General features: G+C 72.1%; 16 protein-coding genes. 10 read left to right on the forward strand and 6 right to left on the reverse strand.

Annotated features, from left to right (window positions below):
- Positions 1–18 precede the first annotated feature (18 nt).
- Both OG943_RS02860 and OG943_RS02865 read left to right on the forward strand, forming a co-directional pair.
- A complete protein-coding gene (locus tag OG943_RS02860; RefSeq protein ID WP_328608088.1) occupies positions 19–960 on the forward strand; it encodes a D-2-hydroxyacid dehydrogenase family protein in 942 nt (313 codons plus the stop codon).
- Between the two features lie 140 nt (positions 961–1,100).
- A complete protein-coding gene (locus tag OG943_RS02865; RefSeq protein WP_328608089.1) occupies positions 1,101–1,646 on the forward strand; it encodes an adenine phosphoribosyltransferase in 546 nt (181 codons plus the stop codon).
- A 16-nt stretch (positions 1,647–1,662) separates the two neighbouring features.
- Here the strand turns inward: OG943_RS02865 and OG943_RS02870 are convergent, their stop codons facing one another.
- The 5 genes from OG943_RS02870 to OG943_RS02890 form a co-directional block, all read right to left on the reverse strand.
- Entirely contained in the window at positions 1,663–3,180 is a 1,518-nt protein-coding gene (locus OG943_RS02870; RefSeq protein ID WP_328608090.1) for an alpha/beta hydrolase, read from the reverse strand.
- Positions 3,177–3,992 carry a serine hydrolase domain-containing protein gene (locus tag OG943_RS02875; RefSeq protein ID WP_328608091.1) on the reverse strand — a complete coding sequence of 272 codons (816 nt, stop codon included), beginning with the start codon at positions 3,990–3,992 and terminating at the stop codon, positions 3,177–3,179. Before OG943_RS02875 ends, OG943_RS02870 begins: the two co-directional genes overlap by 4 nt.
- Positions 3,993–4,197: 205 nt before the next feature.
- Positions 4,198–4,467, reverse strand: coding sequence for an HPr family phosphocarrier protein (locus OG943_RS02880; RefSeq protein ID WP_328608092.1), 270 nt, complete (start codon positions 4,465–4,467; stop codon positions 4,198–4,200).
- 39 nt (positions 4,468–4,506) lie between these two features.
- Positions 4,507–5,745 (reverse strand): PTS transporter subunit EIIC, encoded by a 1,239-nt coding sequence (locus OG943_RS02885; RefSeq protein WP_328608093.1) that lies wholly within the window; start codon positions 5,743–5,745, stop codon positions 4,507–4,509.
- On the reverse strand, positions 5,742–6,539 hold the full coding sequence (locus OG943_RS02890; RefSeq protein WP_328608094.1) for a GntR family transcriptional regulator: 798 nt from the start codon (positions 6,537–6,539) through the stop codon (positions 5,742–5,744). The genes OG943_RS02885 and OG943_RS02890 overlap by 4 nt, the downstream gene beginning before the upstream one ends.
- A 159-nt stretch (positions 6,540–6,698) precedes the next feature.
- On the opposite strand from OG943_RS02890, the gene OG943_RS02895 reads away from it, so the two are divergent.
- A complete protein-coding gene (locus OG943_RS02895) occupies positions 6,699–7,016 on the forward strand; it encodes a PTS glucose/sucrose transporter subunit IIB (protein ID WP_328611982.1) in 318 nt (105 codons plus the stop codon).
- Positions 7,013–7,468, forward strand: a complete 456-nt coding sequence (locus OG943_RS02900; RefSeq protein ID WP_328608095.1) for a PTS sugar transporter subunit IIA — start codon at positions 7,013–7,015, stop codon at positions 7,466–7,468. The genes OG943_RS02895 and OG943_RS02900 overlap by 4 nt, the downstream gene beginning before the upstream one ends.
- Before the next feature lie 89 nt (positions 7,469–7,557).
- Here OG943_RS02900 and OG943_RS02905 read toward each other — a convergent pair whose 3' ends face one another.
- The gene (locus OG943_RS02905) at positions 7,558–7,986 is read right to left on the reverse strand and encodes a Rieske (2Fe-2S) protein (protein WP_328608096.1); all 429 of its coding nucleotides are present in this window, start codon (positions 7,984–7,986) and stop codon (positions 7,558–7,560) included.
- Between the two features lie 141 nt (positions 7,987–8,127).
- Between OG943_RS02905 and OG943_RS02910 the strand changes: the two genes are divergently transcribed.
- From OG943_RS02910 to aroQ, 6 genes are all read left to right on the forward strand, one after another.
- Positions 8,128–8,514 (forward strand): hypothetical protein, encoded by a 387-nt coding sequence (locus OG943_RS02910; protein ID WP_328608097.1) that lies wholly within the window; start codon positions 8,128–8,130, stop codon positions 8,512–8,514.
- Positions 8,515–8,725: 211 nt separating this feature from the next.
- Positions 8,726–9,631 (forward strand): A24 family peptidase, encoded by a 906-nt coding sequence (locus tag OG943_RS02915; protein ID WP_328608098.1) that lies wholly within the window; start codon positions 8,726–8,728, stop codon positions 9,629–9,631.
- A gap of 44 nt (positions 9,632–9,675) precedes the next feature.
- Complete coding sequence (gene aroC, locus OG943_RS02920) at positions 9,676–10,863, forward strand: chorismate synthase (protein WP_328608099.1); 1,188 nt, start codon at positions 9,676–9,678, stop codon at positions 10,861–10,863.
- Positions 10,860–11,384: a shikimate kinase gene (locus OG943_RS02925; protein WP_328608100.1), complete on the forward strand. Its 525-nt coding sequence runs from the start codon at positions 10,860–10,862 to the stop codon at positions 11,382–11,384. The genes aroC and OG943_RS02925 overlap by 4 nt, the downstream gene beginning before the upstream one ends.
- 11 nt (positions 11,385–11,395) lie before the next feature.
- Complete coding sequence (gene aroB / locus OG943_RS02930; RefSeq protein ID WP_328608101.1) at positions 11,396–12,517, forward strand: 3-dehydroquinate synthase; 1,122 nt, start codon at positions 11,396–11,398, stop codon at positions 12,515–12,517.
- Positions 12,514–12,942, forward strand: coding sequence for a type II 3-dehydroquinate dehydratase (gene aroQ / locus OG943_RS02935; protein WP_328608102.1), 429 nt, complete (start codon positions 12,514–12,516; stop codon positions 12,940–12,942). Before aroB ends, aroQ begins: the two co-directional genes overlap by 4 nt.
- Positions 12,943–12,970: the final 28 nt, after the last annotated feature.

A 12,970-nucleotide genomic window follows, 5' to 3' on the forward strand; every position in this document is an offset into this window, starting at 1 on the left:
CCGGCTACGGTGGCGGGTATGAAGATCGCGATTCTCGACGACTACCAGAACGTGGCACTGACCTTCGGCGACTGGGACTCGCTCGAGGCCGAGATCGAGGTCTTCACGGAGGCGTTCGCCGGCCCGTCGGAAGTGGTGGAGCGGCTGGCCGGCTTCGACGTCGTCGTCGCGATGCGTGAGCGGACGCGGTTCCCGGCCGAGGTGCTCGACCGGCTGCCCGACCTCAAGCTGCTGGTGAGCACCGGCCCCCGCAACGCCGCGATCGACCTGGACGCGGCCGGCCGCAACGGGGTCGTCGTGTCGGCGACCGGGCACGTCGGCCCGCCGACTTCCGAGCTCACCTGGGCGCTCATCCTCGCCGCGGCCCGGAATCTGCCCGCCGAGTTCCGTTCGATGCGCGAGGGCGGCTGGCAGGTCGGCGTCGGCACGATGCTGCATGGCAAGACGCTCGGCCTGCTGGGGCTGGGCCGGCTCGGCGCCGAGGCGGCGAGGATCGGCCAGGCGTTCGGCATGAAGCCGATCGCGTGGAGCCAGAACCTGACCGCGGAGAAGGCCGCCGAGCACGGCGTCACCGCGGTTTCGAAGGACGAGCTGTTCGCATGGTCGGACGTGCTGTCGATCCACCTGGTGCTCTCGGACCGCAGCCGGGGCCTGGTCGGCGCGCGCGAACTCGCGCTGATGAAGCCGTCCGCGATGCTGGTGAACACCTCGCGCGGCCCGATCGTCGAGGAGGCCGCGCTGGTGGATGCCTTGCGCCGCAAGGTGATCGGTGCCGCCGCGCTCGACGTCTACGACACCGAGCCGCTGCCGGCCGACCATCCGCTGCGCACGTTGGACAACGCGGTCCTCACCCCGCACATCGGCTACGTCAGCCGGGAGACCTACGAGGTCTTCTACGGCGACGCCGTCGAGGACATCGCGGCCTTCCAGGACGGCTCGCCGTTGCGCGTCATGAACTGACCCGCCAAGGTCCGTCAAGGCCTCCTTACCCGCGTACCACGCGGGTAAGGAGGCCTTGACGGCGTACGGGCCCACCTGAGCACGGTCGGCGCGGCTTAATTCGGTCGCCACGGCGGGGTGCGCGGTGTGACCATCGACGGATGTCCAGTCAGCTGCGGGTCCGCCTCCGGGAGGCCATCACCTGGCGCGGCGACCGTACCGACGACAACCGGTACGCCGACGTGACCGGGTGGTGGCGTGCTCCCGCGTTGCTGCGGGAGCTGGGCCCGGCGCTGGGCGCGCTGTTCGAGGCCGAGCGCCCGACCGTCGTCCTCGGGCCGGAGTCGCGCGGGTGCCTGCTGGGGCCGCTGGTCGCGATGCACCTCGGCGTGGGCTTCGTCGAGGTGCGCAAGAACCGCGGTCCCTGCTGCGACAGCGACGCTTGGCGGCTCCGGACGACCCCGCCGGACTACCACGACCGCCACCTCGAACTCGGCTTCCGCAAGCACCTCGTGCGCGCGTCCGACCGGGTGCTGTTCGTCGACGAGTGGATCGAGACCGGGGGACAGGCACTGGGCGTGCAGGGGCTGGCCGAGGACGCCGAGGCCACCTGGCTCGGCGCCGCGACCATCGTGGACGCCTTGCCCGGCAACGAAGTCCGGCGCCGGCTGGGCCTGCGGTCCCTGGTCAACATCCGGGACCTGTGACTCAGGGGAACAGCACTCAGGGAAATGGCACGGTGTCCGGGGCGCAGGTCGCGCCGTCGGCCGGTGGGGTCAGGTCCGTGAAGTAGCGGGTGACCGCGGCCGAGGCGCACGCGCTGTGCACGTCGAGTGAGGTGTGGCCGAAGCCGTCGACCACGAGCAGTTTGCCGTTGCCCAGTTCGGCGGCGGTCGCCCGCGCGTTGGCCAGGGGTGTGGCCGGGTCGTAGCGGTTGTTGAGCACCAGGATCGGGTGCGGCCGCGGCCGGTTCCACGGCCCGGTGTAGCGGTCCTCGTCGCGCGCGGGCCAGTCGACGCACTGCGCCATGGAAAACACCGGCGCCAGGCCGAAGTACGGCTGGCGCTTCTCTTCGGCGGCGGCCAGCGGCAGGTAGTCCGCGGTCTGCTGCGGGACCTCACTGTCCAGGCACTGCACGGCGAGGAACCCCGTGCTGTGGACCGGCACGTACGGGTCGAGCACCGGCACCGGTGGCTCGGCCGACGATGGCACGAGCGCGGCGAGCGTCTGCCCGAGCCGCTTCCACCGTCCCGACTGGTACAGCGCGCTCTGGATGGTCTGCAGCAGCGACGCGGTGGTCACGCCGCCGACCGGCCCGTGGCTCAGCCGCGCGAAGACCGCGGCGAACTTCTCCTTCGGGTCACCGCCCGCGAAGGCGCAGTTCGACGGCCCGGCGGCAGTGCACGCGGCGAAGAACTGTTCCAGCTCCTGCTGCTGGGCGGAAGCGACGTCGGCGCGGACGTCCACCGGCTGGTGCTCCTGGCCGGGTTTGCCGGTGGAGTTGGCGACGAGGTCGAGCGTGCCGTCGAGTGTCATCGCGCGCAGCCGGCCGGGGAACAGGTTCGCGTACGTGCCGCCAAGGTAGGTGCCGTAGGAATAGCCGTAGTAGTTGAGTTCCTTGTCGCCGACGGCCTGGCGCAGCAGGTCCAGGTCCCGGGCGACGTTCGCCGTGGACAGGTGCGCCAGCTCCGCGCCGGAGCCGGCCGCGCACGCCTTCCCCGGCGCCGCGCTGGCCGACCAGAACGCGGCGCTCTGCTCGGGCCGCAGCGGTGACCCGCCCGGGCGGACGTCCTCCGCGCCGGGACAGTGGATCGGCGCGCTGCCACCGATGCCGCGCGGGTCGAAGCTCACCAGATCGAACCGCGCGCGCAGCTCGGCCGGGTAGCGGGCGCCGAACCGCGTCAGCTCGCCGACGCCGTCGGAGCCGGGGCCGCCGAAGTTGAAGAACAGCGAGCCGATCCGGTGCGCGGGGTCGGTGGCGGGCAGCTTGATCACGGCCAGCGTGACCTGCGCGCCGTGCGGCTCGCGGTAGCTGAGCGGGACGGGCGCGCTCGCGCACTGGAACCCGCCGTGGCACGGCGCCCAGTTCAGCGCGGGCACGGCGGCGCCGTTGGTGCCCATGGCCGGGGGAGCGTCGGCGCTGTCGCCGCGCATCGCGGGCACGGCCGGGGCCGCGGCTTCCGGCGCACTGCACGCGCTCGCCGCGAGCAGCAGGGCGACCGCGGCGAGGGCTCGCCTCACGCGGCCAGTTCGGCCAGCACGGCGTCGGTCAGGCGCGGCCACACCTCGGCCGCCCACGGGCCGAACGAGCGGTCGGCCAGCGCGACGCAGGCGTGCCGCGCGTCCGGGTCCACCCACAGGAACGTGCCGGACTGGCCGAAGTGGCCGAACGTGCGGGGCGAGCTGGCCGAACCCGTCCAATGTGGACTCTTGTGGTCGCGCAGCTCGAAGCCGAGGCCCCAGTCGTTGGGCTTCTGGTGGCCGAAGCCGGGCAGCACGCCGCTCAGCCCGGGGAAGGCGACCTCGGTGGCCGCGGCCAGCGTCTCCGGCGCGAGCAGCTTCGGGGCCTGCAGCTCGGCGGCGAACCGGGCCAGGTCGTCCACAGTGGACGAGGCGCCGGACGCGGGCGAGCCGTCGAGCTTCGTCGCGGTCATGCCGAGCGGTTCCAGCAGCGCCTCGGACAGGTAGTCGGCGAACGCGATGCCGGAGTGCGACGCGAGCGCGCCGGCCAGCTCCTCGAACCCGGCGTTGGAGTACAGCCGGCGCGTGCCGGGCTCGGCCATCGCCTTGTGCGCGTCGAACGCGAGCCCGGAGGTGTGCGCGAGCAGGTGGCGCACCGTCGACCCCTCGGGGCCGGCCGGGGTGTCCAGCTCGAGCACGCCCTCCTCCAGCGCGATGTGCGCGGTGTAGGCGGTGAGCAGCTTGGTCACCGAGGCCAGCCGGAACACCTTCGCGGTGTCGCCGTGGCCGGCCACGACCTCGCCGCTCGCGGCCACCACCGCGGCCGCCGCGTTGTCCACCGGCCACTCGTCGATCAGGCGCAGGCTGTCCATGACCGCCAGCGTAATGGAACGCGTGAAGGGGCTGTCCGGGACCGTTTGAAGGTCCCGGACAGCCCCTTCACGGCTGCCGCCTCCGGCTTGGCCCGGAGCGCCCCAATGTGGCGTTGGTTGCGTTGAACGCACCGAACGCCACATTGGGTGCGCTGGACGCACCGAACGCCACATTGGGGCGTAAACCCGCCAGAGTCACACGACACTACTGAGCGTCGAGATCCGTGGCGACGAGCTCCGCGACCGCGTCCACCGCGGCCTCGGCCCCCTCGCCCTCAGCACTGATGACGACCTCGTCGCCGTAGCCGGCGGCCAGCGTCATCAGGTTGAGCACGCTGCCGGCGGCCACCGGGTCGCCGCCGGCCTTGGCGATGCTCACCGCGACGGGCTGCGCCGCGGCCGCCTTGGCGACCAGCGCGGCCGGCCTGGCGTGCAGGCCCACCTTGCTGGCCACGGTGACTCGTTTCTCCGGCATGTCCGTCCTCACTCTTCGTTCAGGTATCCGGTGGTGATCTTACTTCGCGGCGGTGCGTTCGAGGTCGGCCTCGACCGAGTCGTCCTCACGGCCCGGGGTGCGCAGGTTCCACTTCGTGATGACGAACCGGAACACCACGTAGTAGATGACGGCGAGGACCAGCCCGATCGGGATCAGCAGCCACGCCTTGTGGGCGGTGTCCAGCGACGAGTTCAGGGCGAAGTCGATCGCGCCGCCCGAGAACGAGAAGCCGAGCTTGATGCCGAGCGCGTTGCAGACCGCGAGCGAGACGCCGGTCATCACCGAGTGGAAGATGTACAGCGGCCACGCGACGAACATGAACGCGAACTCGATCGGCTCCGTGACGCCCGTGATGAACGAGGTCAGCGCCGCCGAGATCATGATGCCGCCGACGATCTTCTTCTGCGACGGCTTCGCGGTCTGCCAGATCGCCAGCGCCGCGGCGGGCAGGGCGAACATGAAGATCGGGAAGAAGCCGGTCATGAACGTGCCGGAACCCTGCACGTGGTTGAAGAAGTTGGTCAGGTCACCGCCGCCGAAGATGAACCACACCGGCACGTTCAGCAGCTGGTGCAGGCCGATCGGGATGAGCAGGCGGTTCAGGAAGCCGTAGATGCCGCCACCGATCACCGGTGAGCCGACGACCGCCTTGCCGATCGAGGTGATGCCCTCGTCGACGTACTTGAACAGCAGGCCGAAGATCACGCCGAGGATGATCATCGCCAGCGCGGTGATGATCGGCACGAACCGGCGCCCGCCGAAGAACGCCAGCCAGGCCGGCAGCTTGATGCGGTGGTAACGCTGCCACAGCAGCGCCGCCACGATGCCGGAGACGACACCGGTCAGCACGCTGTAGGGCCAGTGGATGGGCGCACCGTCCCAGCCGGCCTTGTAGCCCTGCTGGCTGTTGATCGGCGCGATGGCCTGGATGACCTTGTTGAAGACGACCCAGCCGACGGCCGCGGCGACGGCGGTCGAACCGTCGCCCTTGCGGGCGAAGCCGACCGCGATGCCGATCGCGAACAGCAGCGGCAGCCAGTCGAACAGGCCACCGCCCGCCGCGCCGATCACGGCCGCGACCTTGTCCCAGCCCAGCCCGTCCTTGCCGAACACGTCGTCCTGGCCGAGCCGGTTCAGCAGACCGGCCGCGGGCAGGGTGGCGATGGGCAGCATGAGGCTGCGGCCGAAGCGCTGCAGACCGGCGAGGCCGCTGCCGCTCTTCTTGCCCTTCGCCCCCTCCGCGGTGGTGGCGCTCATCGGGTACCTCCATAGTGGGGTTCGTGGCCGGAATCCGGGGTGTTCCGGTCCAACTGCATGGTCACCTGGTAGTGGTCTCCCCGGTACCAGGACGTCATGTCCTCGACCGGCTCTCCGTTCGCGCTGGAGACCCGGCGGAAGACCAGGAGCGGACTGCCGGTGCGCATGCCGAGCAAGCGCGCCGTTTCGCGGTCCGCGGACTCGGCCCACACCGTCTGGTACGCCTGGTCCGGGCGGAGGTCGAAGGCCTCGCCGAGCTGGGCGTACAGCGAACGGGACAGGTCGAGGTCGAGCAGGCCGGGGGTCCGGCCCGCGTGGTACCAGCCGCGTTCCACGGCCAGTGGCACTCCGTCGGCGCGCCGCAGCCGCACGAGGCGGTGGGCGGGCACGCCCTCACCGAGGCCCAGTGCGTGGGCCGAGGTCACCGGCGGGATCTCCGTGGCGGTCGAGACGACCTCCGTGGTCGTGGTGAGCCCGCGCCGGCGCATGTCGTCGGTGAACGACATCAGGTAGAGCTGCAGCTCCATCCGCCGCGCCGCGGTGAAGGTGCCCTTGCCGCGCACCCGGGCCAGCAGGCCCTCCTCGACGAGCTTCCCGATCGCCGAGCGGACTGTGAGCCGCGAGACACCGTAACGCTGGGCGAGCTCCCGCTCCGACGGGATCGGTGATCCCGGCGGCAGCTCTCGCTCGACCGAGCGGCGCAGGATCTCCCGCAGCTGGGCGTGCTTGGGCGTGGGCCCGTTCACCACCCGCTCGACCCGATCGGGTGGCGGGACGTGCGCGGCCGCGCTCATCGGCGTCACCCTCCCTCGTCTCGTCGCACCGAAACCGGTGCTCGCGTCCGGGCCGGAAGATTGGTACGTTCCGGTCTAGACCAATGACATGATGGGGCAGGATGCTCCGGCGGGCGAGCGGGTGTCAACCACCGTTATGCGTTCGTGGCCGATCGCGGCGTGCATGCCGACGAACGGCGTAGTAAAGCTGGAACTCCAGCCTGCTCACGTGGGAAAGCAACAGGAAACGAGGAGGCCGCGATGGCGGACGACAGGCCGGAGAAGATTCTCGCGGCACTCGGCGGATCGGACAACGTCGTCGAGATCGAAGGCTGCATCACGCGGCTGCGGTGCGAGCTGGAGGACATGAGCCTGATCGACGAGCCGGCGCTCAAGGCCGCGGGCGCGATGGGCGTGGTGAAGATGGGCTCGGCCGTGCAGGTGATCGTCGGCCCCGAGGCCGACACGATCGCCAGCGACATCGAGGACCTGATGTGAGCCTGCGGATCCTGAGCCCCGTCGCCGGGAAGGTCGTCGCGATCACCGAGGTGCCGGACCCGGTGTTCGCCGAGGCCATGGTCGGCCCCGGCATCGCCGTGGTGCCGAGCGGCGGTCGCTCCGACGCCGTCTCGCCGGTCGACGGCACCGTCGTGACGCTGCACCCGCACGCGTACGTGGTGGCCACCGAGGACGGCCGCGCCGTGCTCGTCCACCTGGGCATCGACACGGTGAAGGAGAAGGGCGAGGGCTTCACCCTCCACGTGGTGAAGGGCGAGGCGGTGCGCGCCGGGCAGCCGGTGGTGGGCTGGGACCCGGAGGCCGTCGCGGCCGCCGGCTACTCGCCGATCGTGCCGGTGGTCGGGCTGGACGCGCCGGCCGAGGTGCTCGCGGACCTGGAGCCCGGGCGCGAGGTCGCCGCCGGCGACCCGCTGTTCACCTGGAGCGACTGAACGATTTCGCACGACAGCAGGGCCCCTTGTGGACGGCGACCGTCCACAAGGGGCCCTGTTCGTGGTGGTGGGCAGGGGTTTCCGCCTCGTCAGGCGGTGGTGACCTGTCCGTTCTCGACCTTCACGTTCACCTTCGGCAACGGCTTGTCCGCGGGCCCCTTCTTCACCGCGCCGGTGAGCGCGTCGAAGACCGAGCCGTGGCACGGGCAGTCCAGCTCGCCGCCCTTGGGCGCGTTGACGGTGCAGCCCTGGTGCGTGCAGATGGCGCTGAAGCAGGCGACGGTCCCGGCGGTGGGCTGGGCGACGATCACGTCCTGGCCGTCCGGGGTCTTGGCGGATTTCGCCTCGCCCACGGGCACTTCGGCCAGCGCGATCACCTTTCCGCCCGGCTTCGGGGCTTCCGCGCTCGCCCCCGAGCCACCGCCGCAGGCGGCGAGGGCCACGGTGCCCACGGCGGCACCGGCCACGGCGGCCCCGGTGGTGAGGACGGAACGGCGTGAGTGCAGTTCGGCAGTCATACCCCTGGGAACGAGATCCGGGCCGGTCCGGTTCACCGGTTCGGCGAGAATTTTCGCCCGCCCCCGCCGGTGAACCGGATCGGGGCGGGATCCGTGTACCTGCCGAAGGGATCCAGGGTGGGTCGGAGTGGAGGTTCGGTCATGGACAAGTGGTTCCGCGTGCTCGCGGCGGTGGGGCTGGTGGGCTCGGCGTTGGTGCACTTCTACCTGTACTGGGGCAGTGGTTACTCGGACATCGACGTGGTCGGCCCGCTGTTCCTGCTCAACGGCGTCGCGGGCGTCGTGATCGCGGTCGCCGTGCTGTTCTGGAAGCACTGGCTGCCCGCGCTGGCGGCGTTCGGCTTCGGCGCCGTGACGCTGGTGTCGTACTTCCTGGCCACGTCGGTCGGGTTCTTCGGGGTGCACGACCAGTTCAACAGCCAGTTCGAGTACTGGGGCGTGGTGACCGAGGCGCTCTGCGTGATCTTCGGGCTCGTCCTGCTGGTCCGCGACCTCCAGTCCCGCCGGGCGGTGACCGTGTCCCGCTGAGGGCACCGGTTCGGGCGGCGACGTGGGTTTCACCTGTCGCCGCACCGTTGTCGGCCATGACGCGTTTCGGGCGCCTTGAACTTCCTTGCCGCCTGCCAACCCCTGATCCTGCTACCCGGTCGGGTGAAAAGCCGTCCGGAGTGTCGCGAGGGGACCTTTCGCGACAGCGTTTGATTGCCTGCGAGGGCCGTTCCCTGCCAGCGTGGACGGCATGGAATGGGGACTGTTCTTGCTGGTCGTAGCGGCCGGCACCCTCGCCTCGACGGGCGCGGGGCTACTGGTGCGTGGAGCCGCCGCGCCGATTTCGCTCAGGCTCGCGGCGGTGGTCGCGGGTGCCGGGGCGGCGATCGTCGCGTGGCGGTGGCAGGCGGGTGGCTGGCCGGGCTGGTGGCTGCCGGTCACCTGGCTCGTCACGGTGCTCGGCGTGCCGCTCGCACTGGCCGACCTCCGCCACCGGCGGCTGCCGGACGTCCTGACCCTGCCCGCGTACCCGCTCCTCGCCGCCGGTCTGGCCGGCGGCGGGCTCGAAACGCTCACCGCCGCCCTCACCGGCGTCCTGCTGTTCGGCGGCGCACACCTGCTGGTCCGCCACTTCGCGCCAGGACAGCTCGGCGCGGGGGATGTGAAGCTGACCGGCATCCTCGGCGCCGTGCTGGGCGCTGTCGGATGGCCCGCGCTCGCCTTCGCCGCCGTGGCCGCCAGTGTGCTGAGCGCCGCCCTCGCCGCTGCCGGTCACATCCACGCCGTGACCCGACGGCCCCCGGAAAACCCCGCACCCAAGCCAAAACCGGGCGCCGGGCCGGCGCACCGGACCACCCACCCGCCTGCCTCGGCAGTCTCTGCCGCAGCGGCCGATGAGTCGCTGTCTACGCCCGTCCCGCACCGGACCACCCACCCGCATGCCTCGGTGATCTCTGCGGCTGCGGCCGAGGACCCGCCACCCGCGTCGGCGCCGAGTTGCCACCCGACCGGCGTGCCCCACCACCGAGCGGCCCAGCCCCGCACCCCGGGCCGCTCCCACCGGTCACCGCGGGTGCCGCACGGTCCGGCGTTGCTGCTGGCCACCTGGCTGTGCGCCGTGTTCGCCGGGCCGGGATCGGGGGTGGCGACGAGCTGAGGGGTTCCCGCCTGCGCCGGCGGGGGACGTGACAGGATTACCCGGTGTTGCGCTGGATCACCGCAGGAGAATCACACGGACCCGCCCTCGCCGCTGTGCTCGAGGGCCTGCCCGCCGGAGTGGCGGTGACCACCGATGACCTCACCGCGCAGCTCGCGCGGCGGCGGCTCGGATTCGGCCGCAGCCCGCGGATGGGCTTCGAGACCGACAACGTGCAGTTCCTCGGCGGCGTCCGCCACGGGCTGTCGCAGGGCGGCCCCATCGCGGTGCAGATCGAGAACGCCGAGTGGCCCAAGTGGGAGCAGGTCATGGCGGCCGACCCCGTGGACCCCGAGGTGCTCGCCGGCCTGGCGCGCAACGAGCCGCTGACCCGGCCCCGGCCCGGGCACGCCGACCTGCCCGGCATGCAGAAGTACGGCTTCGACGAGGCGCGACCCGTCCTCGAACGCGCGAGCGCCCGCGAGACCGCTTCGCGCACGGCGCTGGGCACGGTGGCGCGGAACTTCCTGCGCCAGCTGCTGGGCGTCGAGGTGCTGAGCCACGTCGTGTCCATCGGTGGCGCGGACGCGCCCGAAGGGCCGCTGCCGCAGCCGGGCGACCTCGCCGCCGTGGACGAGAGCCCCGTGCGGGCGTTCTCGGCCGCGGGCACCGAGGCCATGGTCGCCGAGGTGGACGCTGTCCGCAAAGCCGGCGACACCGTCGGCGGCGTGATCGAGGTGATCGCCTACGGGCTGCCGCCGGGCCTCGGCTCGCACGTGCACTGGGACCGCAGGCTCGACGCCCGCCTCGCCGGCGCGCTGATGGGCGTGCAGGCCATGAAGGGCGTCGAGGTCGGCGACGGCTTCACCACCGCCCGCCGCTGGGGCAGCCAGGCGCACGACGAGATCGACCGCGGCACCGGCCCGGTCGGCGTCACCCGCCGGTCCAACCGCGCGGGTGGGCTGGAGGGCGGCATCACCAACGGCGAGCCGCTGCGCGTGCGCGTCGCGATGAAGCCGATCTCCACCGTGCCGAAGGCGCTGTCCACTGTGGACGTCCGGACGGGCGAGCCCGCCGTCGCCATCCACCAGCGCTCCGACGTGTGCGCCGTGCCCCGCGCGGGTGTGGTGCTGGAGTCGGTGGTCGCGCTGGTGCTGGCCGACGCCGCGCTGGAGAAGTTCGGCGGCGACTCGCTGGCCGAGAGCAAGCGCAACGCCGAGGGCTACCTGAAGGCGCTCGAGGAGCGCTGGTGAGCCCCCGCGCGGTGGTCGTCGGCCCGCCCGGCTCGGGCAAGAGCACGGTCGGCCCACTGCTCGCCGACGCGCTCGGTGTGGTGTTCCGCGACACCGACGACGACATCGTCGCGCGGGCCGGACGGTCCATTTCGGACATCTTCGCCGAGGACGGCGAGCCGGCGTTCCGGGTGCTCGAAGCCGAGGCCGTCGCCACCGCGCTGGCGGAGCACGACGGCGTGCTGTCGCTCGGCGGCGGCGCCCCGCTCACGCCGGCGACCCGCGCGCTGCTGGCGGAGCACACGGTGGTGTTCCTGAACGTCGGCCTGGCCGCCGGCGTCCAGCGCGCCGGCCTGTCCACGGCCCGGCCGCTGCTCGCGGGCGTGAACCCGCGCGCCACCTTCAAGACCCTGCTCGACGCGCGCCTGCCGGTTTACCGGGAGGTCGCGACCGTCGAGATCGACACCGACACGCGGACGCCCGCCGAGGTGGTGGCGGCCACGACCGCCGCGCTCGCCGGCGTCCAGGAGCTTCAGGAGTAGTGAGGAAAACCGTGTCCGACAACCCGGCCGACCCGGTCCGGATCCGCGTCGCCACCGCAAGCCCGTACGACGTGGTCGTGGGCCGCGGCCTGCTCGGCGAGCTCACCACGCAGCTCGCCGACGCGTCGAAGATCGCGCTGATCCACCCGCCGACGCTCACCACCACCGCCGAGGCCGTCCGCGACGAGCTGGCCGCCGCGGGCCTCGACGCGCACCGCGTCGAGATCCCGGACGCCGAGGACGGCAAGGCGTTCGGCGTCGCGAGCTTCTGCTGGGAGGTGCTCGGCCGGATCGGGCTCGACCGCCGCGGGGTGGTCGTCGGCCTCGGCGGCGGCGCGGTCACCGACCTTGCCGGGTTCGTCGCGGCCACCTGGATGCGCGGCGTGCGCCTGGTCAACGTGCCGACCACGCTGCTGGGCATGGTCGACGCGGCCGTCGGCGGCAAGACCGGCATCAACACCGAGGCCGGCAAGAACCTGGTGGGCGTCTTCCACGAGCCGTCCGCCGTGTTCGCCGACCTCGCCACGCTGGAGACGCTGCCGCCGAACGAGCTGGTCGCGGGCATGGCCGAGGTGGTCAAGACCGGCTTCATCGCCGACCCGCGCATCCTCGAGCTGATCGAGCAGGACCCGGCCGCGGCGCTCGACCCCGCCGGTGACGTGCTGGCCGAGCTGGTCCGCCGCTCGATCCAGGTGAAGGCCGACGTCGTCGCCGCCGACCTGCGCGAGTCCGACCTGCGCGAGATCCTCAACTACGGCCACACCCTCGGCCACGCCATCGAACGCCGCGAGCGCTACCGCTGGCGCCACGGCGCGGCGGTGAGCGTGGGCCTCGTCTTCGCCGCGGAGCTCGCGCGGCTCGCCGGCCGGCTCGACGACGCCACAGCGGCGCGCCACGCGTCCGTGCTGAAGCTGCTCGGCCTGCCGACGACGTACGACGCCGACGCGCTGCCCCAGCTCGTCGAAAGCATGAAGGGCGACAAGAAGACCCGCTCCGGCGTGCTCCGGTTCGTGGTCCTCGACGCGCTCGCGAAGCCGGGCCGCCTGGAGGGCCCGGACCCGGCGCTGCTGGCGGCCGCGTACTCCGCGATCGTGGACGACGCCCCGAAGAACAGCGGGAGTGTGCTGCTGTGAAGGCGTTCGTGTTCAACGGCCCCAATCTCGGCCGCCTCGGCAAGCGCGAGCCGTCCGTCTACGGCTCCACCACGCACGAGGACCTCGCGGCGCTGTGCGTGAAGACCGGCGCCGAGCTGGGCCTCGACGTCGAGGTCCGGCAGACCGACCACGAGGGCGAACTCGTCGGCTGGCTGCACGAGGCGGCTGACGGCGGTTACCCGGTCGTCCTCAACGCGGGCGCCTGGACGCACTACTCGATCGCCGTCCGCGACGCCGCCGCGCAGCTCACCGCGCCGCTGATCGAGCTGCACATCTCGAACGTGCACAAGCGCGAGGAGTTCCGGCACCACAGCGTGCTCTCGGACATCGCGACCGGCGTGATCGTCGGGCTCGGCGTGGACGGGTACGCGCTCGCGCTGCGCTGGATCGCCGCGAACGCTTAAAGCGCTGGAGGCGACCGCTCCGGCGGAA

Source organism: Amycolatopsis sp. NBC_00345 (assembly GCF_036116635.1).
In the GTDB taxonomy this organism is placed as follows: Bacteria; Actinomycetota; Actinomycetes; order Mycobacteriales; family Pseudonocardiaceae; genus Amycolatopsis.